This is a genomic window from Fictibacillus nanhaiensis (genome assembly GCF_023715445.1).
Lineage (GTDB): Bacteria > Bacillota > Bacilli > Bacillales > Fictibacillaceae > Fictibacillus > Fictibacillus nanhaiensis_D.
On the sequence record NZ_JAMBOD010000001.1, the window covers coordinates 1,324,315 to 1,351,078 of the forward strand.

A 26,764-nucleotide genomic window follows, 5' to 3' on the forward strand; every position below is an offset into this window, starting at 1 on the left:
GCTATACCCACCATTTCTCTTGAGGAATCAAACTTACAGGAAGCTGAAATTGCACTTCAAACCATGATTTCAATTGTGTGGCATGAACTAAAAATTCCGAAGACGCATGTGACACTCCTATTAAGCTCATAGACGTGCTCTTACAGTATTCTTTCATTTCTTCAAATTTTCTCTTTCCGTACTCGTTGTCTATGTGGCAATGCACTTCCCCAGTTAAGTAGGCCTGAGCTCCGAGCCTTTCTGCTTCTTGCATAACATGGACTTTGTCTCCGCAGCCCGCAGCTATTGCAATCCTTGTAATGTTAGTGTGAGTGGGTCCTTCTACATCTGTATAAGGAATGTGAAAGATGTCTTTACATTTATTAATGAGTTGTTCTGTTGTAGTCGTTTGAATTTCACAAATCACACCGCAAGCCCCTTTTTCCTCTTTAAAAAATTCTCCGATCACTGTTGCACCAAATGCCTCTGCAATTGCGTCACTCGTACTGATGGTTCTCAAGTAATCTAGCGGAACATGAAGGGTAAAGACGGATAACCGCTTTTCTTTTAATTGCGAAATGAAATCCGGATTGATTGGTAAAAAACCTTGTCCCCATCCTCCTCTCGGGTCACCGCACTCCATCACTAGAGGGTGGTGCATAAATAACAGGTCCCCTGGACTGCCCTCTGAAATAAAACGTGTAAGCACCTCATCCGTTGGAAAAACCGCTAAGAAAACACGGCCAACTTCTTCATCACCTCTTATCATGAGCCCATTAAACAGCTCGGTGAATTCGGGTTCAAATTCCTGCCGCCAATTATATGTAATAGGGTCATAGACCATCGGTATAAACCGGCTAAAAGCTGGATCGATTCCTATTTCTCTAAATCGGAAAAGTTCATCTATGGCTTTATCTATTTTTTTTAGGTGTACCATTTATTCCTCTCTCCTATTCTTTTAAAATAAATGAATTCAGGGTCTCCCTCATCCAGGTTTTCTACCATTCCGCTTTTTATAAAAGCGTTTGCCTCAAAGACTTTTTGCATCGCTAAATTTGACTGGTTCGTAGAGGAGAAAAGCTTTTCTGTCTTTGAAAATTCAGTCATGTGACTAAGGAGTGTACTCGCGAGACCCATTTTTTGATGGGAAGGTTTAATCATGATCAATGAAACAAATGTACACTCAAAAAAGTGAGTATGATAGAGTAAAAAACCAGCGATGATACCTTCATGAATGACAAGCAAACATCTATTTTGCTCAATAGCCTGTCCGATTTCTTTTTTTCTTCGGTCCGTTCCGATTATTTCTTTATCGATTTCAATGATTTGTTCTATATCTTTCTTGCGAGCCTCTATCACTTTCATTCTATTTTCCCTTTCTTTTGTTCTTCTTCTAATTTTTGCTACAATATGAAAAAACGAATGGAGTTGAGACGATGCCTATAGCAGACATTACCATTATTCCAATTGGCACGGAAACCCCTAGTGTCAGTTCATATGTTGCGGAAATTCAAAAAGTGCTTCAACAAAATACAGACAGAGTGAACTATCAGCTAACGCCGATGAGCACATTGATTGAAGGCGAACTTTCCGATTTATTTGATGTGATTCAGCAGCTTCACGAGATCCCATTTACAAATGGCATCCAGCGTGTAGCTACTAATATCCGAATTGATGACCGCCGTGATAAAAAATCAACAATGGCAGGCAAGCTGCAGGCGGTTGAAGCCAAGATGAAAAGCTCGTAATTCTAGGGAGTGCTCATATAACCTGGGGAGCGCGCATAAATCTCAGCGAACGCGCATAAATCTCAGCGAGCGCGCATAAATCTCCCGCGAACACGCATATGCCTTCCTGAACCGCCCTGCAAACCTCATGTTTAGAAAAAAAGCTCACTCGTTTTGGGCGGTTTCAGCCCGTTTGAGTAAGCTTTTTTTCTATTATTCTACTTTTGATGCCGTTACTTCGCTTTTTTCCTTCGTATTTACTGCATTTGGTTCTTTTTTGGCAAACTCAATGCGGAGGTCATCGATACTTTGACGGACATTCCCTTTACCTGAGAAGTTTTCGAGCATTTCTTTTACATCGATTCCAGAGGAAGCTTTCAAGGATTCCTGCAAAGTGGACATCAAGTTTGTTGCATATCCCGTAATGCGGTTGGCTCCGCCGTTTTCACCGCCGCCTGTATCAACGACTGTGATTTTATCAATGTTAGAAAGTGGTGCTGCAACCTGCTTCGCGTATTCTGGAAGCATCTTAATCATCATATCCATCATCGCTGCTTGGCCGTATAACTCGAACGCTTCGGCGATCTTTTGCTTCGCTTCCGCTTCAGCAAGACCTTTTAGACGGATAACTTCAGCTTCAGATTCCCCTTTAGCACGTTCTGCTTCTGCTCTGGAAAGACCGTCGAGCCGAACCTTTTCCGCCTCCGCTTTTGCCATTGCTTCCACACGGTACTTATGCGCATCAGCTTCTGCAACCTGCTTGCGTTTATCCGCTTCTGCCGATTGCTCAACTGCATATCTGTCTGCATCGGCTTTCTTCTTCACTTCTGAATCATATTGTTTTTCACGACGCAGAATTTCTTTTTCTTCAAGCTCGATCTGCTTTTGACGCTCGATGATCTTAATCTGCATCTGCTCTTCTGTAACTTGTTGTTTAGCGATTGCTTCTTCTAAATGATAAGCCTGGTCAGCACGTGCTTTTGCAACATCTTGTTCGCGACGGTATTCGGCTACCTTCAACTGATTCATCTTTTCAGCTTCCGCTACTTCTGTCGCGCGTCCTAACTCGGATTGTTTAGCTTCTTTATCTGCTTCTGCGCGTTTGATGCGCGTTTCTTTTTCAGCCTCTGCCATTGCCATATCAGCATCACGCTTGATTTGTGCAATACGCGGCTTACCGAGTGCATCAAGATAACCGTTTTTGTCACGCAGGTCCTTAATAGTAAATGAAACGATGATTAATCCCATTTTTGCTAGATCCTGTGAAGCAACACGCTGAACTTCTTGAGAAAACTTCTCACGGTTTTTATAGATTTCTTCAACAGTCATGGAACCTAGAATCGAACGCAAATGTCCTTCTAACACTTCACGTGCTTCGTTTTCTCGATCTTCTTTTAACTTTCCTAAAAACTGTTCCGCAGCTGTTGCGATTTCACCGATTGAGCTTCCGACTTTGATGATTGCCGTTCCGTCAGCCATAACGGGAACACCTTGTTCTGTATACACTTCTGGCGTTTGAACATCCAGTTTGCTCGTTAATAAACTAAGAGGTTTTGCTTGCTGGAACACCGGCAGAACAAACGTACCGCCTCCGCGTACAATTTTGATTCTGTTTCCTGACTCATCGATATTCACGTTTTTGCTTCCTAAGAAGCTTCCTGTTACGATCAATGCTTCATCAGGACTTGCTGTACGGTACTTTGTAATAAAAACACTAATTAGAGCAGCTACTAGAAATACTGCAATCCCAATTACAATAAATAATGGCGAAAAACTCATGAAATCCCCTCCAGATTAATGAAAATATGTTTGTTCTACTTGCTCATAACGCATAACCGAAACGACACCTTTTTGGATATCGATAATTAAAATCTTTTCTCCTTGCTGGATTGGTTTGTTATCCATGCTTACAGCTGTCTTAGAGATTCTTCCGCTTATTCCTTCTATTAATATTTCTCCAAAACCATCCGTCGGTACCGACGTAATGACCGTACCGACTCTACCCTTTAAATCCTCATCACGATAAGCCAATGACTCTTCTGATGACCGAATGGGCATTAATACAAAAACATTAAGAAGTGTGACAAGCAAAAGAGAAAGCAAGCAACTAAATACAATGATGAACCAGCTGTTGATTCCGGTCATAACCTCCAGGAGATAACCACAAGCTGTACCAATCGTAAAAAAAGACAAAATAAGTGCTGGATGCAAGAAATCAATCACTGCATCAAGCATGTCGCCAAAAAGGATATAAACAAAAGTGATACATCCAAAAACAATGAAACTCCCTAAGTATATAGTTGATAACGGATACCCGAACAGTTCCATGATCATCTCCCCTGTCCTTTTTTTATAATCACAAGCCCCCTTGTCGAATTTCTTTAACTTTATCAAAAAGAATAAGAAAAAAATGTAAAATCTTGTCGACAGTAACAGAAATTCCAATATTAGTCTTATATGTAAATTTACGAATGACTAATTAAAAAGTTTCAGTTTGTTAAGAATTTTTTGTATAATCTTAAAGAAAGGGGAAGGATATCCATGTATATAGATCAATTGAGAAATGCTCTTCAAATGAAAGAAAATAAAGAAGACGCAGAAAAAATGAAACAGTATATGCGCGGACAGTTTAAATATTTTGGTTTGCGTGCACCTGCTATGAAGGAGGCATTTAAAAACTTCATCAAAGAAAATGGTCTTCCTGCTCACAGGGAACTTTATTCCTTTTTAAAAGAAGCATGGTCAATGCCTGAACGTGAAATGCAAATGGCAGGTCTATCCATCGCTGACAAACTAAAAAAAGAAATGACAATAAAGGACATTGAGTGGATTGAATACATCATTGTTAATAAAAGCTGGTGGGACACAGTCGATCATATCGCTAAACATATAGCAGGGTTTTATTTCACCAAGTTCCCTGAACAAATACATCCAGTAACGGAACGCTGGATCGCATCCAAAAATATCTGGCTTATGCGTTCCGCTATTCTTTTTCAATTAGGGTATAAAGACAAAACGGATAAAGCACTGCTGGCACACATTATTAAAGAGACTAAATATGAGCAAGACTTCTTTATTCGCAAAGGCATCGGCTGGGCACTGCGTGAATATGCAAAAGACAACCCAGATTGGGTTTGGGAATACGTACATAAAGAAGAACTGAGTCCTCTATCTTATAAAGAAGCTATCAAAAATATTAAGAAAACAAAACAAATTTCATAAAAATAAACGGCTCCCGAATAATGGACGATTTTAAAAGTCTGCTCTTCGGGATTTTTTTTGGGTAAATTTAGTAAAAAAGTTATGTAAGAATTTTCAATAAATTATGACATTTAACCCAATCCAAACCAAAAATTATCTGCTATTATTGTTGTAAATTGTAAAATGATGTTGATAAAGGAGGTTTAATGTTTTTTTATAGAATCTTTTTGGATTTCAACATTGACTCTTGGACTCATCAGCAAAATCATTAACGGCAAAGAAACCATAATTATAAGGGGTGTCAATTATGAAGAAAATGGTAGGCGCACTAGTCGGCGTTACATTAGCAGGTGCTTTATTGATTGGCGGTTATGTTTTAAATCAACCTACAGTGTTTCAAGCTGAACACGGAAAAACATTTTCTACAACAAATAGAAGCTAATTTCACATTAACAGGTTAATACACCATGATAAATACCTATCATCGAAGAGGGAACAGAGAACTCATTGTTCCCTCTTTTTATTTTTTAGTGAAATTTTAGGATAAAAGTTAGGTTTTTATTTTCCATTAATTCCGACATTTTACTCAATCAAACAATAATTTCCTATGCTAAGATTGTGCTGAATTGTAAAATAATGCTAAAGAATGGGGGCGGACAATATGGGGATAGAGGTAACGAGCACAGAACAGATGATACAGCTGCTAAATAACTGGTATCATGAAATTCTATCGCAAAATGTAATTAAAGCGCGCAAGTTTAAAGTCGAGATCGATGAAAAAATTGAATCGATGGAAATCGATCCTTCACAGACACTCTTTATCTATTATTCTTTATTATGTTTTCGGTATCAAATCATGATCAATCAATTATGGGAAGCAAGGTACACACTTAACAAAATCGACTTTGAGAAAAAAGGACAGACTGATGATTTTCTCTCATACTATTACAATTTTTTTAAGGCTATTTATGCAACCACGACTGGCAGCTATAGGGAGGCAAAGATTCACTACCGGCTGGCTGAAAAATTATTGAAACAGTTTCCTGATGACATTGAAAAAGCCGAATTCAACTATAAAGTCGCTACCTTTTACTACCATATCCGCCAGCCCCTGCATGCTGTTAGCCATGCCTTAAAAGCAAAAGAATTTTTCGAAGGAAAAACGGGATATGAAATTAAAATAGCAGGCTGCGAGAATATTATTGGACTTGCCTCAACATCGCTCAAGCAATATAAAGAAGCTGAGGAAAACTTCCTCTCAGCTTTAAGTATTCTTCATGAATATGGTTTAAACATCGAACAGTTCGATTTGATGATACGCTATAATCTCGGCTTGCTATATGCAGAACAAAATCTTTCCGAAAAGGCACTTAAGCATTTAAATGAAGCATTCGAGGACAAAGATTCCGATTACAAAACTACTTTCTTGATTGCCCGTGAACATTGTAAGCTGGGTAACATTGATCTAGCTGATGAATGGATTTCGCGAGGTTTAAAAATGGCTAAAGAATTAAAAAGCGAAGAATACGAGCATCACTTTGCAATTTTGAATGCCTTCAATCACTTATCGCATCCTGACCAGTTAGAAGAGTCCGTGGCGGCTGCTATTTCATTTTTTGAGTCTCAGCAATTGTGGGGTTACATACAGGACTATACCGAAAAAATAGCTTCTGAGTTTTACAAAATTAACGATTTTGAGAAAGCTAGCAAGTACTTCCATTTGGCTTTTAAAGCAAAAAATCATTTAAATAAAGAACAAGCTAACTAAATTAAGACTTTAGAGCGGTTGAGTAAGATCAGCCGCTTTTTTATATGAAGAGACAGGTTTAATAATCATTTTTCATATGGATAACCAAGCTTTGAAACCACATAACGCATTGCATTACGGAATGAAACAAAGGAACGCTGATTTGCATTAATACCTAAATGCACTAAATTTTTTACCATATTTGTTGTGAATCCGCAAAAAATAACTTCTGCACCCATTAATTCAACGGCACTCGCCAAATTTTGTATTTCTCGTTCTAAATCAAGATTTTCTACTGTCGTTACCCCTGAAAAATCTAGCAGAACATATTCCGCCTGATAGTTTAAACATTCATTTAAAAGTTTGCTAGTGAGGTTTTCCATTCTTTCTAATGTTAACTCCCCGATAAGTGGAACAAGGAGGGTATGTTCAGCAAACGTCGGCAATATGGGGGTAGATAATTCATTGATTAACGCTTTTGTTTTTTCCTTTTCTTTTTCACGTTCTGTTATGTCTTTCCAAATTAGAATAAAGCCCAGTTTTTGCTCTCTGATAACGAGTTCCTTTACAACGAGTCTGGCCACAAATTTATTAAAGAGGATAAGCTGCATATCAATTGGAAAATCACCTTTTTGAAGCATTTCTTCCTGATAGGAAGGATTTTTATGAAAACGTGCAATCGGTGTGCCGATTAAATCTTCCGCTCTATCCAATTTAAAAAAGGATTTAACAGATTCAATAAATTCTTCTGCAGCCTTATTCATCCATGCAATTTTATATTCTACATCTATAAAAAATATATTTTCCTCTAAACAATTAAGTGTATCTGTAACAGTATTTTCTAACTGATGCTTCATAAAGCTATCCCCTTCTCTCTTTTCCTGTTTTTATCATAGCTGAGTTCAATCAAATACTCTACATAATTCCTCCATATTCTCAGGTTTCCCAGCACATTCCACCATAAATGTAAGCGCTGTCTAAATCTTTACAAAAATCCCGGTTGTATGTTTTGAAAACTGCATGTAAAATGTCTTTATCAAACATACAATTGTATTTCTCAGAAAAACACAAGGGGTGGATCAAGTGGTAGATCAAGTTTCGGTAGGACTTTTAGGATTAGGTACGGTTGGCAGCGGTGTTGTTAGAATGATTGAAGGAAACCGCGAAGAGCTCCAGCATCGTGTTGGATGTCCGGTTAATATTGAAAAAATCTTAGTTCAAAACATTGAAAAAGAACGACTGGTTGCCATTAATAAAGACTGGCTGACTCAACAGCCCTATGAAGTTTTGGAAAACCCAGGCATTCAAGTTGTCATTGAAGTAATGGGGGGCATCGAGCTAGCACGTGAATATATAACGCTTGCCCTACAAAATAAAAAACATGTTATTACAGCAAACAAAGATCTTATGGCTTTACATGGAGCTGAACTTTTGCAAGTTGCCCAGGAAAATGGATGCGATCTTTTTTATGAAGCGAGTGTCGCAGGCGGAATCCCTATTATCCGCTCCCTGGTAGATGGCCTTGCTTCAGACCGAATCACAAAAATGATGGGTATTGTAAATGGAACAACTAATTATATCCTCACAAAAATGGATAAACAGCAGCGGAATTATGATGAGGTCTTAAAAGAAGCACAGTCGCTCGGATATGCAGAAGCTGATCCAACATCCGATGTTGAAGGAATTGATGCTGCGAGAAAGATGGCCATTCTATCTACCCTCGGCTTCTCCATGCATATCCATCTGGATGATGTGAAAGTATCTGGTATCTCACGTGTCACACAAGAAGACTTGGAGTATGCGAGACAATTTGGTTATACGCTGAAGCTGATCGGAAATGCGAAAAAAGATAACGGAAAAGTTGAAATCAGTGTGGAACCGACATTGCTGCCTCATTCTCATCCACTGGCGAGTGTCCACAACGAATATAACGCTGTTTATGTATACGGTGAATCTGTCGGAGAGACAATGTTCTTCGGACCGGGTGCCGGACAGCTTCCAACAGCTACATCCGTTGTATCCGATTTAGTAGCTGTAGTTAAAAATATGAGGTTGGGAGTTAACGGCAAAAGCGCAGTTGCACCCCAATTTGATAAACAATTAAAGCAGCCTAATGAAATCAATGGAAAGTTCTTTTACAGACTTCATATTAAAGATGAAGCTGGTGCATTTTCAGCGATCACTTCCCTCTTTGCTCTTCATGAGATCTCATTGGAAAAATTGATCCAAAGTCCAGTCGATGAAAAGGGAGTTGCAGAAGTAGTTATCGTTACTCATGGCACAAACAAACATCAGGATAATCAAGTATATAACTTGCTTCGCGATTCAGATGTTGTTGAGGAGATTAAAAGTCACTACAGAGTGGAAGGAGCTTAAGCGTATGCATTGGAATGGATTGCTGCATCAATATAAAGAATATTTGCCAGTTAGTGAAGCTACCCCCCCGCTCTCTCTTAATGAAGGCCATACGCCTCTCATTACATTAGATCACCTGTCAAAGGAATGGGGCATCAATTTATATGCTAAATATGAAGGAGCCAACCCAACAGGTTCCTTTAAAGACCGGGGGATGGTCCTTGCAGTTGCAAAAGCTAAAGAAGCCGGAAGCAAAGCCATCATCTGTGCATCTACCGGAAATACTTCCGCAGCTGCAGCGGCCTACGGAGCCCGTGCAGGTTTAAGATGCATTGTTGTTATACCTGACGGAAAAATTGCTCAAGGCAAGCTGGCTCAAGCCAAAATGTACGGAGCTGAGATCTTTGCTATTCAAGGAAATTTTGACGAAGCACTTGAAATGGTCAAGCAAATGAGCGAGGAAGAAGGATATACACTCGTTAATTCGGTAAATCCATATCGTTTAGAAGGTCAGAAAACAGCGGCATTTGAATTAGTTGACACTCTTAAAAAAGCTCCTGACATTCTCGCGATCCCCGTCGGAAACGCCGGCAACATAAGTGCATATTGGAAAGGCTTCAAAGAATACAATTCTGTAAAATCTTCAGGTCTGCCAAGAATTCATGGCTTTCAGGCAGCTGGGGCTGCACCAATCGTTAACGGCCGCATCGTAAAAAATCCAGATACGATTGCTACAGCCATTCGGATCGGCAACCCTGCCAGTTGGCAGCTGGCTTCTGCAGCATTAGAGGAATCTGGAGGATTGATCGACAGTGTAACAGATGAAGAAATTTTAGAAGCTTATCAAATGCTCGCGTCAAAAGAGGGAGTTTTTGCAGAACCTGCCTCATGCAGCACAATCGCTGGGCTTTATAAGCAGCATCAACAGGGGCTCATGCCAAAAGGGTCATCTGTAGTAGCAGTGTTAACGGGAAACGGTTTGAAAGACCCTGACATCGCTCTGAAAACCGTCGAACAAGAACCCGTTGTCATTCCAAATGATCTTGATCAATTACGTCAACAGCTAAAAGGATGTGTCGTTTAAATGAAGCTTGATGCCTTCTCTATTCATGTACCTGCAAGTACAGCTAATCTGGGTCCAGGCTTTGATTCTGTTGGACTTGCAGTCAACCGTTACCTATCGGTTCACGTTCAGCCTTCAGAAGCTTGGGAAACGGTTTATCATGGAAAAGAACTGCAAGGATTAAATGATGATAAAGATAATTTAATCATCCATGCAGCTCAATATGTCGCAGAACAATATAATCAAAAGCTTTACCCATGCAGACTGGAGGTCGAAAGCAGCTTCCCTCCTTCTAAAGGGATGGGCAGTTCTGCATCAGCTATCGTTGCTGGCGTTGAGCTTGCCAACATTCTTTTAGATCTGAAGCTATCTAAAAAAGAAAAAGCTTTTTATGCAGTTTCATTAGAAAAACATCCTGATAACGTAGTGCCTGCTATTTTTGGGGGATTAACGATCAGCTTTTATAATGGAAAAGATGTAGAGACCGTTCATGTTCCTGATATAGCGGTTGAAATGATCATTGCCATCCCCGATGAGGTTCTTCATACAAAGGAGTCGCGAAAATCATTGCCAAACCTGCTTCCTTTTAATAAAGCAGTTGAAGCGAGCGCTATCAGTAATGTCCTTGTTGCTGCTTTAATCAAAAACGACTGGGAAAAAGCTGCTGACATGATGAATCGTGATCTGTTTCATGAGCCATTTCGGGTAAAACATATTCCTTTTTACACAGATCTAAAACAAAAAGCTGTCTCCCTTGGTGCATATGGTGCAGCGATCAGCGGTTCTGGACCAGCGATCGTTTTCTTCACACCGCATCAAAAAGCCGCTTCTATAACAGAACAGCTTTCTAGTGCTTATCCCGAATATCATTTTGAAACGGTTTTTCCTGACCGAAAAGGTGTTCTGGTGAATAAGTCTTTATCAGCTGCTGCTTTATAGGACAAACGTTGCTTTTCCTCCTATTTACGTTTCGTTTATGAACAACGTGGTAAAGGACTATATCAAATCCTTTAGGAGGGGTTAAAGTGGCGGAAGAAAACAAAGAAAGCTTAAAAGAACAGGAAAGAAAAAGACAAGAAAAAGAACAAGCCAAATACGAAAACACGAAACGGATCCCGAATGAACAAAACCGGATGATTGATACACAAAAAAGATAAGGATTAGGCAAATATGGCCTAATCCTTGTTTTTTATTTATGTGCAATTTGAAATTCATCACGCAGAAGCGTCCAGTTTTCAGGGAATGGTTCACCAAGTACCCAATACGCTAAACCACGAAGGTTATATTGTTTAACAATCTTATTTTTTGCTTCTGCACTTTGCTCATTTTCTAACCAGACAACATGTTCTTTCCCTTTATCGTCTTCATAATTAAAGAATGGCGCTTGCGCATCATTATCATATTTCACTGTAGCTTTTTCTTTAAGGGCTAAGTCATGGGCTTCTGCCGGTGCAATACGCTTTGCAAATTTGTTCCCTTTTTTATACGGCAGTGTCCAGTCATAGCCATATAGCGGAGCACCCATTATAATTTTTTCTGGTGGTATTACAGAAACGGCATAATCCACAACTTTTTTTACTTGCGGAACAGGTGCGACAGCCATCGGAGGTCCGCCAGACCAGCCCCACTCGTATGTCATCAGTACAACGAAATCGGCCAGTTCCCCATGGCGTTTATAATCATGAGCACCATGCCATGGTCCTTTTTGTTCATCACTGGTTTTAGGAGCCAATGCCGTTGAAACCTTAAATCCTTCTTTTTGAACTAATGGGATGATGGTTTCTAAGAACCCATTATACAGCTCGCGGTCTTTTTCTTTAATATGTTCAAAATCAATGTTCAGCGCTTTGTATCCTTTTTGTTTCATTGTGCTGATTACACTGCCGATCAATGTTTTTGAAGCTTTTTTATCTGTAAAAATCGTATGTGCCACTTCCGGTGAAAAATTACCTTCAGTAAAGTTTGTTAAAACCATCATTGGAGTAGCTTTTGATTTTTTCACCTGATTCAGAGCTGCCCAATCCTTAATTGGCTTTAACGTACCATCCTTATTTACCATATAGCTGAAGAAAGCTACATACGTTAAATCATTTATAGCTTCTTTAACGTCTTTAACCGATTGCTTCGCTTCTATCGGTTCTAAATACCCAAGCGTTTCAATCTTTGTTTTTCCATGATTTGTTTCAGCTTTAGAGGTGTCCTGCTGTGTTTTTTTAGGTGAATTGATCTGTTCCAGCCGAGGACTTTCTCTTGTTTGATTGCTCATATTCTTCGGTGCAGCTTCGCTCTCGTTTATTTCATTAGAACCACCGCCGCAGCCGCTAAGTACAATGGTAAATGCCGCAAAGAGCGCGACTAATTTTTTCATACATAAACCTCCTTATTTTTGTTATTTTTCCTAGAGGAGGTTTGATATATTCTTCAATTTTTAAAAATCATAGATGGCTTGAAACAAACAAATTTATTTTGAGATAAGATGGGTACAATAGAACTCTGATTTAATTGCATGCAGAAGCCTACATCCTCTTTAAATCCCCTTTCCGCTAATTCTCTTCCACTGCCACACTTACTTATCAACTCAGTCAGTTGCTGCTGTGAGGCTTTAAAGGCTTGTTTGCAAACAAAAGCTTCCGGAGATTGAGATCCATTTATGTATGAAATTATTGCTCCAGCTCCTAAATAATCCTCAATCCCAGGCCTAAGCTCATTCTCATCACTTGCAGTATTTTCCCATCTTTCTCCGCAGGCAATAATGGTAATGGCTTTTCCTGTCATTTTTTTCAATTCTATAGCGGCTTCTGCAACAGCGCGTGCATTCCGTAACGAACCTATCAAGAGCGAAGGAACTCTTTTGGCGGCTTCCACACATGCAGCACCGTTTAGTGAACATAACACATAGGATTTTCCGTAATCATCTACTGTGAAAGAGATGGGTGAGAGTGAACGCTTTCCCGTTTTGATCGCTTCGGCTCTTCCGACCACAAGCTCCGCTCTTATTTGATTCGCGTAGTTTCTTGCCTCCTCATTGATTGGAGGCGCAAAAGGATAAATAACCGCTTGATTTTCCATTGCCGCGATTACAGTTGAAGAAAAACTTAATACATCAACGATGATCAAAATCTCTTTTCTTTTAGTCGCTTCCCTTGCACCTCTAATCCCCCAGTCCAGTTTAACCTCATAAGGCGACTGATCAAAAAATGAATTCATTTTCATAACCTCCTCTTGCATTTCTTTCTTCAGCATATCGAGAAAATTCCAAAAGATATAGACTGTTTTTCTAAAATTTGGTATCTTTTGATTGAGGTCTGTAATGATGATTTAATAGTAGTTAACGTGGAAATTGTGTACTATTTTTATGATCCCTGGAGATACTATTCTTTAGGATCAAAATAAATAAATAGTGCCTTTTTTATGCCTTTAAAAGGATTTTTGTTCGGAACATCCGAAGCGCAGCATTTGGAGAGGAACTCAAGAACCTTTGCAGTTGCTGACTTCTCTATATCAGATCCACCTCTATGGCTGCAAAATGATGTTATCGAGTTTTATTCGTTATTATAAAGACTGACCGTAACTAGTGACTTATGTTCTAGATCATATTCAAAAAAAGACCCCACATAGTGGAGTCTTTTCGTCTTTTCAGATCGCCCAGTTGCCGTTTCTGAATAATGGCATGCGCTTCCCACCTTCATATTCAGCATCAATTTCGAGATCAGCAGAACCAATCATGAAATCGGTATGACCTCTGCTGTGATTGATTTCTTTTTCTTCCATCTGTTCAGGCGAAAGGTTACCAGCATCTTTTACAGACATTGTAATGGAAGTACCGATTGCTAAGTGACAAGAAGCGTTCTCATCATAAAGTGTGTTGTTAAAAATAATGCCAGAGTTTGAAATTGGTGAGTCATAAGGAACTAAAGCAACTTCTCCTAAATAACCCATGCCGTCATCGATGCTTAAAAGCTGCTTAAGCGTGTCGTACCCTTCTTCAGCTGTAAACTCGACCACTTTGCCATCTTTAAACGTTAAGCTGAAATTGTCGATAAGGTTACCCATTGCTGACAATGGCTTAGAACTTGACACTTTCCCATTAACCCCATATTTTCTTGGCGTTGTAAACACTTCTTCTGTAGGAAGGTTCGGAATATAGTAAGTCCCAAACGTGGAATTATGCCCTCCGCCGATCCAAGTATGATCCGGATGCAAATCGATGCTTAAGTCTGTGCCTTCTGATTTATAATGAAGCGTCTTAAATCTCTGCTCATTTAAATAATCTACTTTTTCAGTAAGTGTTTTCACATGTTCTTCCCATGCTGCAACCGGATCAGCCTGGTCCACTCGAACCGTCTTAAAGATCGCTTCCCATAATGCTTCAACTGCTTCTTCTTCACTCTTTTCAGGGAAAACGGTCTTTGCCCATCCTGCTGTCGGTGCCCCGGCAATCGCCCAGTGCATATCGCCTCTTAATTGACCTGCAGAAAAAGATTGCAGCTTCTCGCCTCGGTTCTTCTGTACAAACATCATTCGTTCTGAAGGTACACCCTTGAATGCGTTTGGATCATTACCAGTGACCATCAAAAAACAATCATGGTTTTCTACAAGGCTGTTATATTTTTCAATTTCCCATGGCTGGAGGTCATCTTGTAGCACTTCTACAGCCGCACTCGAATAGTGAATACGGTTTGTTTGGATATCTACCCAGTCTACCATCACTCTTTTACATCCATTTTCATAAGCGTGTTTCGTAACCTTACGTGTAAATTCTGCAGCCTCAATTGGAGAACTAATTAAAAGTCTTTGTCCCTCTTGTAAGCTTAACCCAACTTTAACAACAAGTTCAGCATATTGATCCAATTTCTCTTCAAACGACTTCATCACAAACTTCCCCCTCCAGTTAAGTTCAAATAAAAACGACTGTTAAGTTTATAATATTACATTATAAAGTAAAATGAAAATTTAGACTAATTAAATCCTAAAAAAATTGACCACATCAATTAAGTGGCCAACACTGGTTCTATAATTTTTTGTTCAACACAAAACCTATATGGGAAAGTGCACTTTCTAAATTACTTGTGATGACAATATCGTGAAAATCAACCTCAACTTCAAGTGTTTTTATAGCAAGGTCTGGTCTGAATCCAGTAAAGATTGGTGTGACACCGATTAATTTTAATAGTTTTACAATATTTAAAAGATAACTGCTGACTGTATTATTAATACGGCTTATGCCTGACAAATCTATCATCATATATTCCAGGTCCAAGTTCATGCTGCTGTCCAGTGTGCTTTTTATGATGATCTCAACGCGGTACTCGCTAATATCGCCAATAATCGGCAAGATAGCTATTCCCTTTGTAAGAGGAACGATCGCACGGATAATTCCTTAATTTCCTTATTTGCTTTATCCAGTTCAAGTACATATGTTAATAGAGATGACATCGTATGAAAAAGTTCAACATGCCGCTCCGTAAATTCAAAACAAGTTAGTATCGAGACCCATATGTTGCCATAAATTTAACCGTCTTCATACTCATAAATTGAAGTATGTTTTCTGTCACTTCTTCAAAATTTCTGACCGATTTAGGACTAATAGTTGGTTTTAGAATAATAGACAATGTAATAGACCGACCTTCGTTAGTAAGACTCTATTTATGCAGCGTTAAACACCACCTTACTACTTTCCCTACTTTATTAAACGGAAACATGATGAACAAATCTATTTTCTAAAAAATATTTTAGTTATTCTATTCGGTTCTAAAGACCTATTATAAAATAGCGTCGATTAAGGGAATTCAGCATTTTTCCCCATAAATCGACTATAACGAAATAGTTCCATCATTAGTAAAAAATACTCATTATATTTAAATAACCAGGGATATATATCCTATTCTAGTTTTCGACATGTCGTGGTAATATTTTGAATACGCGGAATTATTCGACAATGATTGTTGTCGATTTCCAGTCATGAACAATACTTCCAGGGGGGATTTTGATGAAAAAAGGAAAATGGGTTTCAGCTGCGCTTGCAGCGGTGTTAAGCTGCAGCACTCTCGCTTCAGTAAGTGCCGCACCTGTTAATGTACTGTCTGATGAAAAAGTATCTTCAGTCGAAGAAAAAGGCCATAAACACACGGGTGGTCCATTTGATTTAGCGCTTGCTAATGATGAAAGATTAATAGAAATGCTCAAGAAGAACGGACAGATCTCAAAGAATGCTAGTGAAGCAGAAGCACAAAAAGAACTTCAGCAATTCTTGAAGAACAAGCAAGAGCATGCTGAATCTCTTCCTAAAGGAGAGCTTGAAGACGAGCATGCTGAGAAAGATGAAAAAGGACATAAAAAACATAAAAAAGATGGATTAAAGCATGGAAAGAAAGGTAAAGGAAAAGACATCAAGCCAGTTGAAGAAGAAAAATGGACTGGCGGTCAGCGTGTTGATAATGTGTTGGTACTCCTTGTAGAGTATCCGGATTTCAAGGCTAAAGACATCGCGCCTGAAGAAACAGACATGCATTATGATGAATACTTAAAAGAACATTATGAAGATATGATTTTCGGTGAAGATGGATATGAAGGTCCAAATGGAGAAGATCTGATTTCTGTAAAAGAATATTATGAGCAGCAATCTGGTGGAAGCTATTCGATCACAGGTAAAGTCGGCGGCTGGTACCAAGCTGAACATCCTGCAGCTTACTACGGCGGAAACGTTCCTGCTCCAGACGGAAGTGACGCTAAACCTCGTGCTTTAGTTCAAGAAGCATTAACAGCGGCGGCACAAGATCCAAATATTGATTTAAGTGAATTTGACAAAGAAGACCGCTATGACCTGGACGGTGATGGAGACCTGCGTGAGCCGGATGGATTAGTGGACCACCTGATGATTGTTCACTCCAGTGTTGGTGAAGAAGCTGGCGGAGGTTCCCTCGGTGGAGATGCAGTTTGGAGTCATCGTTGGAACCTTGGTGGAATCTTCTCTATCCCTGGATCTCCGACTCCAGAAGTAGATTACTGGAAAGCCGGAACAATGTATGCTTACGATTATACAATCGAGCCTGCTGATGGGGCTGCTGGCGTATTCGCTCATGAGTATGGCCATGACTTAGGCCTTCCTGACGAATATGACACACAATATTCTGGATCTGGTGAGCCTGTCGCATACTGGTCGATCATGTCTAGCGGAAGCTGGGCCGGGGACATCCCTGGAACAGAACCAACAGGATTCAGTGCATGGTCGAAAGAGTTTTTACAATCCAGTATGACAGAATCTAACTGGTTAACAGGTGAAACTTTTAATCTTGAAGAGCTAAATCCTAAAGGCACTGAAGTATTATTAGATCAAGCAAATTCAAAAGGCACAAATCACGATGCTGTTCGTGTAGACCTTCCACAAAAGGAAACGGTTGTAAATACGCCATACAGCGGTGACTATGAGTACCATAGTGGAAAAGGCAATAACCTGAATAACTCAATGGTAACATCTCTAGATTTAACAGATGCAACATCTGCAGAGCTTACTTTTAAAACTTGGTATCAAATTGAACAAGATTGGGATTATGCATCCGTTCAAGTACAAGAAGAAGGCACTGACACTTGGGGTTCAATCCCTGGTAATATAACAACAGAAACTGATCCGCATGACCAGAATCCAGGACATGGTATTACAGGTAACTCTGATGGATGGGTTGACGGAACATTTGATCTTTCATCTTATAAAGGTAAAAAGATCAATGTAAAACTGAACTACTGGACAGATGTTGCTGCTGTTGAAGCTGGTTTTTATGTAGATGACGTAGCAGTAAATGTTGATGGCACTCAAACACTGTTTGATGATGCTGAAGGCGAATCTGCTTTTGATTTACAAGATTTTAAGAAAGACCAAGGTAAATTTTACTCAGATCACTACTATCTATTAGAGTGGAGAAATCATGAAGGTGTAGACGAAGGATTAGCACATATCCGCCGTGGTGACAGCTTGATGAAATATGATGGCGGTTTAGTAGTCTGGTATGTTGACAACAGCTATACTGATAACTGGACAGGAATCCACCCTGGTGAAGGATTCTTAGGAGTTGTTGATGCAAACCAAGAAACATTAAAATGGAGCGATAACTCAGTAGCATCCGCTCGTTATCTTGTTCATGATGCCGCATTCAGCAAGGAAAAGAGTGAAAGAATGTTCCTTGATTATCGTGAATTGCTTGGTTTGACAATGACAGATAACAACGTTAGTCCAAATCCTAAGTTTAACGATAAAAAAGATTACAGCAATCCTGGCAATCCACATGCTGGCCGTAATGTGCCTGAATACGGGCTTCAATTTGAAGTAATGGGTACAAGCAAGGACGATTCAGTTGCTAAAATCAAACTTTCCCGAAGATAAATAAAACATGAACAGAAACCCAATTGCTCTTTTGCAATTGGGTTTTGTTTCATACAATAAAAAGGCGTACAGAGGTGAACTGGGTGAGGAAATGGATGAAAGTAATCAAAATTTCTTTATTCATTATTGGGATTACAGCTTGTTCTAATATTGAAGATTCAAACACTAAGAAACCAGAAAAAATTAACTCACAATCTGAGGCGGTTAAAATGATAGCTAACGATGAAAAGATTATTGAGATGTTGAAGAAATCTGGGGAAATCCCTGAAAATACATCACAAGAAGAAATTTCAGGGGCATTGCAAAAATACTTAAAGGATAGAGCTCCCGGTAGTTTAAAAGATGAAAAAGCAAAGCAAAATTATATTAATGAACTGAAAAAAAAGATTCAAAATAACAACAAGAACTAACAAAGGACAAACGCATAGGGATTTGTCCTGTAAAGCAAATTGTATGTGTCAAAACGTTTATGTTCAAATGGAACGTTCAGGTACTGACTCTTTTCCTATTTGTGCTGCAGTGAGTACAGATAAAAAATATAATCAGTTGACGCACCTTTATGACCCTGCTGATTGAGTATGGCTGAGATATGACCGCGATGATAGGTTCCGTGATTGACAATATGCTGAATAAGATCTGCGTAGTTAGTTTCGAGCGTGCCAAAATGCGGATGATTTATTGTCGTGTGTGAGTTTATATCCTTTTTACTTTGAATAAAAAAATCATATTGTCTGCTCAACTCTTCAAACTTAGTTTCCAACTCACCCAAGCTTGCTGCCCTTAACTCATCAGTTAATCGGCCGAGTTTCGCTACTATATCATAAAACGCTTCCCCTTTCATAGCCTTAAGCCATACATAGTCAACTTGATACATATGGATAAGCACTGCTGAAACAGACGGAAATACACTTTGAACTTCCTTTTGATAGATTTCAGTTGGCAGTTTCTTCAAATTCTCAAATACTTTTTCATTTGCCCAACCATTATACTGATGCAGCTGTACCGTTTTGTTCATTTCCATGCCTCCAAATAACTAAAATTTTTTAAAAACAAAAAATTCTCTACTGATAAATTCTATAAATAGTAATTAATCTCCTTTCTAAAATAAAGATTTGTCGAACAAATGTTCTTGTCATTAATTAGAAATTTATAGTATGATAAATATGAATGAAGACACAAAATTATAAGAGGAGTGTTCCTGATGAAAAATCAAGCTATTCCTTATCTATCATTTAATGGCAATGCAAAAGAGGCTTTAAATTTTTACAAAGACGTTTTTAATGGAGAGATCACTGAAATTCAAACATTTGGAGAAGCTGATTTTCCTACTCCTCCTGAAGCGGATGACCGCGTTATGCATGCTAAGTTCAAAAAAGGCAATCTTTTGTTAATGGTATCAGATTGCTTTCCAGGTCATGAACTTACTGCAGGCAATAACATTTCTCTTGTTCTAGAGGTCGAAAGTGAAGAAGAAATTCAAAATCTTTATGATAAATTGGGCCAAAAAGGATCTGTTTTAATGGAACTTCAAGATACATTTTGGGGTGCAAAGTATGGCAAAGTGAAAGACGGTTTTGGTATTTCATGGGATCTGAATTACCAAAAGCATAACTAAAAACATAAAAAAATGCGTACTCCTTAGAATTGAAGGAGTACGCTTTTATTATTTTTCCTTTAAAACGCTTGATAATAACTCAAACGAACGAAGACGCGCTTGATGGTCATAAATCTGTCCATTTATTATCATTTCATCAGCTTGTGTTTCATCAAGAAATCCTTGTAATTTCTCTTTTACTGTTTCGGGACTTCCCATAATTGTTGTGCGGAGCTGCTGGTCAATAACTGATTTTTCATATGGACTCCAAATTCCTTCCATACTTTCAACCGGCGGCTTAAGCTTTGTTGGATTGCCGCGGATCAAATTTAAGAACTGCTGCTGAAGAGAAGTCGCCAGCCATACGGCCTCTTCATCCGTATCCGCAGTCACTACATTCACACCTACCATCGCATATGGTTCATCGAGTATTTCTGATGGAGTAAACGTATTTCTGTACAACTCTAGGGCAGGCAATGTATTTTCCGGTGAAAAATGACTTGCAAATGCAAAAGGAAGACCAAGACGTCCCGCTAGCCTTGCACTGAAACCACTTGAACCAAGAAGCCAGATTGGGATATTAAGCCCCTCTCCTGGTATTGCTCTTACCTTCATGTTGACTTCTGCCAATTTTGGATTCAAATAAGTACGTAATTCATCCAGCTGTTGAGGAAATTCATCGCCACTCATACTAATTTCACGACGTAATGCATGTGCAGTCACCTGATCCGTTCCTGGGGCACGGCCGAGTCCAAGGTCAATCCTTCCTGGATACATAGATTCTAAAGTTCCGAACTGTTCAGCTATGACGAGCGGTGCATGATTGGGCAGCATGATCCCCCCCGATCCTACACGAATCTTAGTGGTTCCTCCAGCCACATAACCGATTACAACTGAGGTAGCAGAACTGGCGATGCCTGGCATGTTGTGATGTTCAGCCAGCCAATAGCGGTTATATCCCCATTTTTCTGCATGCTGGGCCAAATCTAATGTGTTTTTAAAAGAGTCAGAAGCCGTTCCACCTTCGACTACCGGAGCCAAATCAAGAACAGATAGCGGTATTTCACCGATTCTTTTTTTATGAATGGACATATCTGCGTCCTCCTTATAAGAAGCAACAAAAAAATTAGCTACTATATTTTAATAATCGCTATTAGTATAACAAGATACTTTGTTGATTTAAAAAATTTTGCTTACAAATAATATCCTCCTGCTATTAGGACATGAAATATACCCTTTTTACGGTCAGCTTTTATAATTCTGTTTATCTTTACGCTTCTAATGTGTTATTTACAGGACCATATCTTTTATATCTTTAAGGTCCATTGCTAAGTAATCAATTTTAATAATATCGATGTACGGCAGAAGGGTTGAAAGATTTCTCTTAAAGGCTACGTCCCCAGTGCAATGATATAACCCTTGCTCTTCAATTCTTTGCAACCGTTTAAAATTTCTTTCAGATTTACGTTCTCTAAGATTTCAACAACAATATACTCTGGTGAAATATAAGTAGGAACTCGGTTTAACAATAGATTCTCAGTAAAATTAATAAAACATTTTTTATGATCCCCTACTTCTCTTATTCCGATTCCTGTAAAACTATTAACCATAGCATCTATTGTTGCGCTATCATGATCAGATCCTCCATATCTGTTTGCTTTACTGTTTCTATATAACAGTTCATAAGCAACAACGTTTTCTTCTCTATCTAATATGGATTGTCTGCCAATAAAAATATCCATTTTTCAATCACCGATTCACTATTTATTGTACAAGAATAAACAATTTAAATTACTATTATATAGACATCAAACCATAAATTGTAAATAAAGACCATACAAGGCTTACTGTTTAAAATAACCAATAAAATATCTGTAATATTACATATATAGGCGACATCAATGGTAACTTAGACTCAAAAGTGCTCCAAAACGTTTAATCACATCCTCTAATGGGAACAAGACCTACGTAGTAATCATCTTAAAAAAGGAGGAAGTCGATGGATAAGCATAATAAAGTAGTAGGCGTTTTCCATACAGAAGATGATGCAATTGACGCGATCAAAGAATTAAGAGCTCAAGGTTACAATGAAAATGACATCTCGGTAATTGCAAAGGATAAAAAGGAAGTTAAACAAATCCATGAGGAGACAGGCACCAAGGCTCCAGAAGGTGCTGCGACCGGAATGGCTACTGGTGGAATTCTCGGCGGACTAGGAGGGTTATTGCTAGGTGCAGGAGCACTCGCTATTCCAGGAATCGGACCGATCGTAGCCGCCGGACCAATTGCTGCTGCTCTAGGCGGTGCTGCTGTTGGTGCAGGTGCTGGAGGAATCGTTGGCGCACTTGTCGGTTTAGGCATTCCAGAGAAAGAGGCAAAAGAGTATGAGGAAGCTGTCGAGGAAGGTGACATTCTTGTACTTGTTGAAGCTAATGAAGTAGATCGTCACAGACAAGTAAACGATACTTTCCGTACGTATCGTTCAACAAATGCTCATCGTTATGAAGATTCCTATTCGAATAAATATTAGAATGGAGGGTGATTAAAGATGAAAAACGACACTATGGAAGGCAAATGGAAACAGTTTAAAGGTGAAGCTCAAAAACAATGGGGTAATTTAACAGATGATGATTACGATCAAGCACAAGGTGATCGGGAAAAAATGGTCGGCAAGATTCAGGAAAGACATGGAAAGACTAGAGAAGATGCTGAACGCGAGTATGATGACTGGTACAGCAGAATCGAACAATATTAATAGAAAAATCCCCGTCAGGTGATAACACCGGCGGGGATTTATTGTTTTAAATATAAAATCACATCATAACAAGAAGAATGACAGCTACCAATACGAGACGGTAGATCGCAAAAGGTGTCAATCTTACTTTTTCAATAACTTTCAAGAAAAAGCGGATAGACAGCATAGCGAATACGAACGCACTTATAAAACCAACCACGAAGAACGGCATCGCATCCGCACTAAAGTATTGCCAGTTCTTAATCAATGAAATACCACTTGCTCCAGCCATAATTGGAACTGCCATAATAAATGTAAAGTCAGCTGCAGCTCGGTGACTTAAGCCAACCAAGACTCCGCCTGAAATCGTTGCCCCAGAACGGGAAAACCCAGGCCAAAGGGATAAACATTGGATTAATCCGATAGTAAATGCTTGTTTGTACGTAATCTGATCCACACTGTCAATAACAGGATTTTGGTTTTTGGAAGCAAATTTATCAGCAATGATCATGAGTACCGCACCAATAGCAAGACCTATTAGAACAGTATTAGCTGTAAAAAGGTGCTCGTCAATAAAGTCTTCAAAAAGAACGCCTAAAATGCCCGCCGGAACTAAACCTACAATCACTTGAGATAATTTTAGACGGCCTCCTGTTACCTCATTCGTTGCTTTATTTCTGCGAAAGCCCAGCATATCTATGAATCGCTGTCTGAATACAACAACGACGGCTAAGATCGATCCGAGTTGAATGACTACTTTAAATGTATTTGCTACGTATTTTGTTAAAAATTCCTCAGATTTTAACCACATATCATCCACAAGAATCATGTGTCCTGTAGAGGAAACTGGAGCAAACTCCGTTAAACCTTCGACCATCCCTAAAATGAGGGCCTTTAATACCAATAGGATTTCCATACTATTACTTTTCTCCTTTTATTACTTGTATTCTGTTTTTCTTAAGTTTAGCAAAAAATGTTGGCTAACTTTTTATAACACTGTAACATATTTGTGAAATGTTGAACATCCATAAAAAAGGAAATAGAAAACCCCGTTAGAATAAATCTAGCGGGGTTATTCTGGTTAATATTCAATAAGCGATTGAAGCTTTTCTTTATCCAAAACCTTAATAAGCTCAACTACCAGCTTTGCGCTGTTTTCTAAATCACTCTTACTGATCATAGAGGTATGACTATGGATATAACGGGCAGCTACCCCAACGACGATACTTGGTATTCCCTTTTTAAACAGATGGAATTTCCCCGCATCTGTTCCTCCCCCTAACATGACATCCACTTGATAAGGGATATTGTTTTTTTCCGCAACCTCAATAATTAGATCACGGAAAGAAGTGTGCGGAATCATGGAAGAATCTAAGAACGTTATGAGCGGACCTTCACCTAACTTTGCTTTGTTTGCATTACCGCCTGGCACGTCCTCAGCTACACCTACATCAAGTGCTATAGCTACGTCCGGATCCATAATATAAGGGGCCGTTAATGCCCCCCGCAAACCAACCTCTTCCTGAACGGTTGCTCCGCTGTAAACGGTGTTCGGGTGGTCTATCCCATGAAGCTGTTTAAGAACTTGGATGGCTGTATAACATCCTGCTCTATTGTCGAGTGCTTTTGCAAGAATCGTATCATTGTTGGGCATTAATTCAAATGGGCAGATTGGAAGAATTGGATCCCCCACTTTAATTCCCCATTGTTTCACTTGATCTTTGTCATTTGCTCCAATATCAATGAACATTTCTCTCATCGGGTATACTCTATTCCGTTCTTCTGGCTGCAGAACGTGAGGCGCCTTAGAACCAACCACGCCTGTAAATATTTTGTTCTTAGTAACCACCTGAACACGCTGCGCCAAAAGAACCTGAGACCACCAGCCGCCAAGTGGAACAAAACGCAGATAGCCATCTTTTGTTATTTCGCTGATCATGAATCCTACTTCATCCATATGTCCAGCTAACAGAATTTTTGGTCCTTCTTGTGCTGCACCCTTTTTCTCGCCAAAAATACTGCCAAGATGATCAGTCAGCAAGTTGGATCCAGTTTGGTTGATTTCCCTTTTCATGATGGCACGAATTGCTTTTTCAAATCCAGGAGCACCGTTTGTTTCAGTTAATTCTTTTAATAAATCCATTGTTTTCACCTTCCTATTTATATAGGATGGGAAAAAAGTTCTGAAATATTACATAAAATGTTTACCCTAACTAAATGATTTAAGCACTCGATTCACACATAAAGAAAAAGTACCTATCTTTTCAGATAAGTACGATTAATGAAGTTATGGATGATCGAACTTCAAAAAAATACCCTGTTATTGAAAAACAGGGTATTAATCCTATTAGAGTTTAAACCAGCCTCTAGATTCTAAATCTGCACAATTTCTTTTTTTGTGGTGTTTTTTCTTTTTCTTACAATGAAAATCGTTTGAAGAAGATTCCTTACACCAAATAGAGGATGAGGATGAACTAGAAGATGAAGATTCTTTTTTACACCAAAAAGAGGTTGAACTAGAAGAGGACTCTTTCTTACAGGATTTAGAAGAAGAAGATTCTTTTTTGCAATCATGTTTCTTTTTGTCATCATGTTTCTTTTTCCTGCAAGGATCTTCTTTTCTACAGCATAAAATCCTGCAATCGCTGCTTTCGTCGTGATCCTGTTCGCCAGCTTGTGTAATAAAGTTAATAGACCCAATTGGGATGGTTACAAAATTTAAACTTTCTTCCTCAACAATTTGAATGGACCGGCGGGTAACAGCTGTAAGAACGCCTTCGATCTCTTCTTCGCCTCCATCGTTCACTCTTACCTTGCAATTGATTAATTTTCTTAAAATACTTCGGAAATTATCATTGCATACTCTTTTACGATCTGTATGGCAACAGCTCTTGTCAGATACGACTGAGATATTTCTGACATTGTTTAGCGGTAAATAGAACACTTCTTTGTCGTCTGTTTTGATCGCAATGAAATCTCTGCCGACACAGACAAGCTTACCCTCTATTTCAATGTCTTCAAATCCCTCATTGGCTATGATACGTTTACATAAAAATTGTGCTACCTCTCGAGCCGAGAGTTTGTTATTCTTACAATTCAAAAAATTTCCTCCTGAAAATAATATTGACTATTTCTTGTCCATGCATTATATGTAGCAACCCGTTAAAAAGGCATAGGTAACTCGTCTATATTTCTATTTATTGGGGAAAATATTTAGTATTTTTTTATTAGAAACAGCTTAAAGTTCACCTAAATCCATTTTTATGTATATAATGATTGAACTGCTTGGGCTTTTTATATATCGGTCCGTTTTATAAAATTACCTCTTTTGTTTTCTTCATAATTTTAGATGTTCCAATGAATCCCACCAAAATAAAATCTTTAGATCACTAGGTAATTTTCAATCTCAACCGTTTGTTGAATGCTATAAAGCAAAAAATTTCCTAAAAAAAATAAAGCATAAAGTTTTCCTAACGGAAATTTTATGCTTTATGTCACAACACAACTAAATAAAAAACCACCAATATATGTATTGGTGGAGACGGTGGGAGTTGAACCCACGTCCAAAGATATTGGCACTTAAGCTTCTACGAGTGTAGTCGGTTTATTCGCATTTCGCGAATCCATCTGCCAGCCGACAGGCGTCCAGATCGCTAGCCTGATTATTCTCTTCCATCGTCCTCAGGCGGAGGACAACCGGCGTAGCCCACTAAGAGTGAGTCCCTTACCCTACCACATGGGCGATGGAGGGAGGAACAGCTAAAGTGCTATTACGCAGCTAAAGCTAAGTTGTTGTTTGTTTTGCCAGTTATTGGCTTTGGCGTTTTAACGAGGCCGACCCCCTCGACTCGCAACTTAAGCTCAAACTACCCCTGTCGAATCCGTAACGTCCCCATTATAAAAATGGTGTGCAAGAAATTAATCCTGCCGAACCACGGAGAGAGATAAAAGCTTATTTGCTCTTATTCACTTGTGTACTTAGTATAA

The 26,764-nt window shown here is 39.0% G+C and carries 28 protein-coding genes and 1 other RNA gene; 13 read left to right on the forward strand and 16 right to left on the reverse strand.

Going from position 1 to position 26,764, the window contains the following annotated elements; translation table 11 throughout:
* Position 1: 1 nt before the first annotated feature.
* A complete protein-coding gene (locus M3196_RS06835; RefSeq protein WP_251321477.1) occupies positions 2-916 on the reverse strand; it encodes a Nif3-like dinuclear metal center hexameric protein in 915 nt (304 codons plus the stop codon).
* Positions 904-1,344, reverse strand: coding sequence for a GNAT family N-acetyltransferase (locus M3196_RS06840; protein WP_251321478.1), 441 nt, complete (start codon positions 1,342-1,344; stop codon positions 904-906). Before M3196_RS06840 ends, M3196_RS06835 begins: the two co-directional genes overlap by 13 nt.
* Positions 1,345-1,415: 71 nt before the next feature.
* Here M3196_RS06840 and M3196_RS06845 point away from each other — a divergent pair, with 71 nt between their 5' ends.
* Positions 1,416-1,727: an MTH1187 family thiamine-binding protein gene (locus tag M3196_RS06845; RefSeq protein ID WP_251321479.1), complete on the forward strand. Its 312-nt coding sequence runs from the start codon at positions 1,416-1,418 to the stop codon at positions 1,725-1,727.
* Positions 1,728-1,919: 192 nt separating this feature from the next.
* Here M3196_RS06845 and M3196_RS06850 read toward each other — a convergent pair whose 3' ends face one another.
* Positions 1,920-3,485, reverse strand: coding sequence for a flotillin family protein (locus tag M3196_RS06850; protein ID WP_251321480.1), 1,566 nt, complete (start codon positions 3,483-3,485; stop codon positions 1,920-1,922).
* Between the two features lie 15 nt (positions 3,486-3,500).
* Positions 3,501-4,034 carry an NfeD family protein gene (locus M3196_RS06855; protein ID WP_251321481.1) on the reverse strand — a complete coding sequence of 178 codons (534 nt, stop codon included), beginning with the start codon at positions 4,032-4,034 and terminating at the stop codon, positions 3,501-3,503.
* Between the two features lie 213 nt (positions 4,035-4,247).
* Between M3196_RS06855 and M3196_RS06860 the strand changes: the two genes are divergently transcribed.
* From M3196_RS06860 to M3196_RS06865, 3 genes are all read left to right on the forward strand, one after another.
* Complete coding sequence (locus M3196_RS06860; RefSeq protein ID WP_251321482.1) at positions 4,248-4,928, forward strand: DNA alkylation repair protein; 681 nt, start codon at positions 4,248-4,250, stop codon at positions 4,926-4,928.
* A 286-nt stretch (positions 4,929-5,214) separates the two neighbouring features.
* Positions 5,215-5,349 (forward strand): hypothetical protein, encoded by a 135-nt coding sequence (locus M3196_RS21955; protein ID WP_276531252.1) that lies wholly within the window; start codon positions 5,215-5,217, stop codon positions 5,347-5,349.
* Positions 5,350-5,568: 219 nt separating this feature from the next.
* Positions 5,569-6,675 (forward strand): tetratricopeptide repeat protein, encoded by a 1,107-nt coding sequence (locus M3196_RS06865; protein WP_251321483.1) that lies wholly within the window; start codon positions 5,569-5,571, stop codon positions 6,673-6,675.
* Positions 6,676-6,740: 65 nt separating this feature from the next.
* On the opposite strand, the gene M3196_RS06870 is transcribed toward M3196_RS06865, so the two are convergent.
* On the reverse strand, positions 6,741-7,511 hold the full coding sequence (locus tag M3196_RS06870; RefSeq protein WP_251321484.1) for an STAS domain-containing protein: 771 nt from the start codon (positions 7,509-7,511) through the stop codon (positions 6,741-6,743).
* A gap of 226 nt (positions 7,512-7,737) precedes the next feature.
* Here M3196_RS06870 and M3196_RS06875 point away from each other — a divergent pair, with 226 nt between their 5' ends.
* The 4 genes from M3196_RS06875 (at position 7,738) to M3196_RS21960 (ending at position 11,229) form a co-directional block, all read left to right on the forward strand.
* The gene (locus tag M3196_RS06875) at positions 7,738-9,030 is read left to right on the forward strand and encodes a homoserine dehydrogenase (protein WP_251321485.1); all 1,293 of its coding nucleotides are present in this window, start codon (positions 7,738-7,740) and stop codon (positions 9,028-9,030) included.
* A 4-nt stretch (positions 9,031-9,034) separates the two neighbouring features.
* A complete protein-coding gene (gene thrC, locus M3196_RS06880) occupies positions 9,035-10,093 on the forward strand; it encodes a threonine synthase (RefSeq protein ID WP_251321486.1) in 1,059 nt (352 codons plus the stop codon).
* Complete coding sequence (thrB, locus tag M3196_RS06885) at positions 10,094-11,011, forward strand: homoserine kinase (RefSeq protein ID WP_251321487.1); 918 nt, start codon at positions 10,094-10,096, stop codon at positions 11,009-11,011. It abuts the gene before it with no gap.
* A gap of 86 nt (positions 11,012-11,097) precedes the next feature.
* Complete coding sequence (locus tag M3196_RS21960) at positions 11,098-11,229, forward strand: hypothetical protein (RefSeq protein WP_276531253.1); 132 nt, start codon at positions 11,098-11,100, stop codon at positions 11,227-11,229.
* A 32-nt stretch (positions 11,230-11,261) separates the two neighbouring features.
* Here the strand turns inward: M3196_RS21960 and M3196_RS06890 are convergent, their stop codons facing one another.
* The 4 genes from M3196_RS06890 to M3196_RS06905 form a co-directional block, all read right to left on the reverse strand.
* Positions 11,262-12,440: a glycosyl hydrolase family 18 protein gene (locus M3196_RS06890; protein WP_251321488.1), complete on the reverse strand. Its 1,179-nt coding sequence runs from the start codon at positions 12,438-12,440 to the stop codon at positions 11,262-11,264.
* Positions 12,441-12,493: 53 nt separating this feature from the next.
* Positions 12,494-13,279, reverse strand: coding sequence for a 2-phosphosulfolactate phosphatase (locus M3196_RS06895; protein ID WP_251321489.1), 786 nt, complete (start codon positions 13,277-13,279; stop codon positions 12,494-12,496).
* Positions 13,280-13,708: 429 nt separating this feature from the next.
* Positions 13,709-14,944: an aminopeptidase gene (locus M3196_RS06900; protein WP_251321745.1), complete on the reverse strand. Its 1,236-nt coding sequence runs from the start codon at positions 14,942-14,944 to the stop codon at positions 13,709-13,711.
* A 139-nt stretch (positions 14,945-15,083) separates the two neighbouring features.
* Entirely contained in the window at positions 15,084-15,449 is a 366-nt protein-coding gene (locus M3196_RS06905; RefSeq protein WP_338082939.1) for an STAS domain-containing protein, read from the reverse strand.
* A 612-nt stretch (positions 15,450-16,061) separates the two neighbouring features.
* Between M3196_RS06905 and M3196_RS06910 the strand changes: the two genes are divergently transcribed.
* Both M3196_RS06910 and M3196_RS06915 read left to right on the forward strand, forming a co-directional pair.
* Positions 16,062-18,449 (forward strand): immune inhibitor A domain-containing protein, encoded by a 2,388-nt coding sequence (locus tag M3196_RS06910; protein WP_251321491.1) that lies wholly within the window; start codon positions 16,062-16,064, stop codon positions 18,447-18,449.
* Between the two features lie 95 nt (positions 18,450-18,544).
* Positions 18,545-18,859 (forward strand): hypothetical protein, encoded by a 315-nt coding sequence (locus M3196_RS06915; RefSeq protein ID WP_251321492.1) that lies wholly within the window; start codon positions 18,545-18,547, stop codon positions 18,857-18,859.
* Positions 18,860-18,954: 95 nt separating this feature from the next.
* Here the strand turns inward: M3196_RS06915 and M3196_RS06920 are convergent, their stop codons facing one another.
* A complete protein-coding gene (locus tag M3196_RS06920; protein ID WP_251321493.1) occupies positions 18,955-19,464 on the reverse strand; it encodes a DinB family protein in 510 nt (169 codons plus the stop codon).
* 186 nt (positions 19,465-19,650) lie between these two features.
* Here M3196_RS06920 and M3196_RS06925 point away from each other — a divergent pair, with 186 nt between their 5' ends.
* Complete coding sequence (locus M3196_RS06925) at positions 19,651-20,064, forward strand: VOC family protein (RefSeq protein WP_251321494.1); 414 nt, start codon at positions 19,651-19,653, stop codon at positions 20,062-20,064.
* Between the two features lie 48 nt (positions 20,065-20,112).
* Here the strand turns inward: M3196_RS06925 and M3196_RS06930 are convergent, their stop codons facing one another.
* Both M3196_RS06930 and M3196_RS06935 read right to left on the reverse strand, forming a co-directional pair.
* The gene (locus tag M3196_RS06930; RefSeq protein WP_251321495.1) at positions 20,113-21,135 is read right to left on the reverse strand and encodes an LLM class flavin-dependent oxidoreductase; all 1,023 of its coding nucleotides are present in this window, start codon (positions 21,133-21,135) and stop codon (positions 20,113-20,115) included.
* 299 nt (positions 21,136-21,434) lie between these two features.
* On the reverse strand, positions 21,435-21,785 hold the full coding sequence (locus tag M3196_RS06935) for a hypothetical protein (RefSeq protein WP_251321496.1): 351 nt from the start codon (positions 21,783-21,785) through the stop codon (positions 21,435-21,437).
* A 257-nt stretch (positions 21,786-22,042) separates the two neighbouring features.
* Between M3196_RS06935 and M3196_RS06940 the strand changes: the two genes are divergently transcribed.
* Together M3196_RS06940 and M3196_RS06945 are read left to right on the forward strand one after the other, a co-directional pair.
* Positions 22,043-22,573: a general stress protein gene (locus M3196_RS06940; protein WP_251321497.1), complete on the forward strand. Its 531-nt coding sequence runs from the start codon at positions 22,043-22,045 to the stop codon at positions 22,571-22,573.
* A gap of 18 nt (positions 22,574-22,591) precedes the next feature.
* A complete protein-coding gene (locus tag M3196_RS06945; protein ID WP_251321498.1) occupies positions 22,592-22,798 on the forward strand; it encodes a CsbD family protein in 207 nt (68 codons plus the stop codon).
* A 58-nt stretch (positions 22,799-22,856) separates the two neighbouring features.
* Here M3196_RS06945 and M3196_RS06950 read toward each other — a convergent pair whose 3' ends face one another.
* The 4 genes from M3196_RS06950 to ssrA all read right to left on the reverse strand — a co-directional run bounded on the left by M3196_RS06950 (position 22,857) and on the right by ssrA (position 26,671).
* Complete coding sequence (locus tag M3196_RS06950; RefSeq protein WP_251321499.1) at positions 22,857-23,693, reverse strand: undecaprenyl-diphosphate phosphatase; 837 nt, start codon at positions 23,691-23,693, stop codon at positions 22,857-22,859.
* 165 nt (positions 23,694-23,858) lie between these two features.
* Positions 23,859-24,920, reverse strand: a complete 1,062-nt coding sequence (locus tag M3196_RS06955) for a M42 family metallopeptidase (protein ID WP_251321500.1) — start codon at positions 24,918-24,920, stop codon at positions 23,859-23,861.
* Between the two features lie 204 nt (positions 24,921-25,124).
* Positions 25,125-25,877: a hypothetical protein gene (locus M3196_RS06960; RefSeq protein WP_251321501.1), complete on the reverse strand. Its 753-nt coding sequence runs from the start codon at positions 25,875-25,877 to the stop codon at positions 25,125-25,127.
* A gap of 433 nt (positions 25,878-26,310) precedes the next feature.
* Positions 26,311-26,671: a transfer-messenger RNA gene (gene ssrA, locus M3196_RS06965) on the reverse strand.
* Positions 26,672-26,764 lie beyond the last annotated feature (93 nt).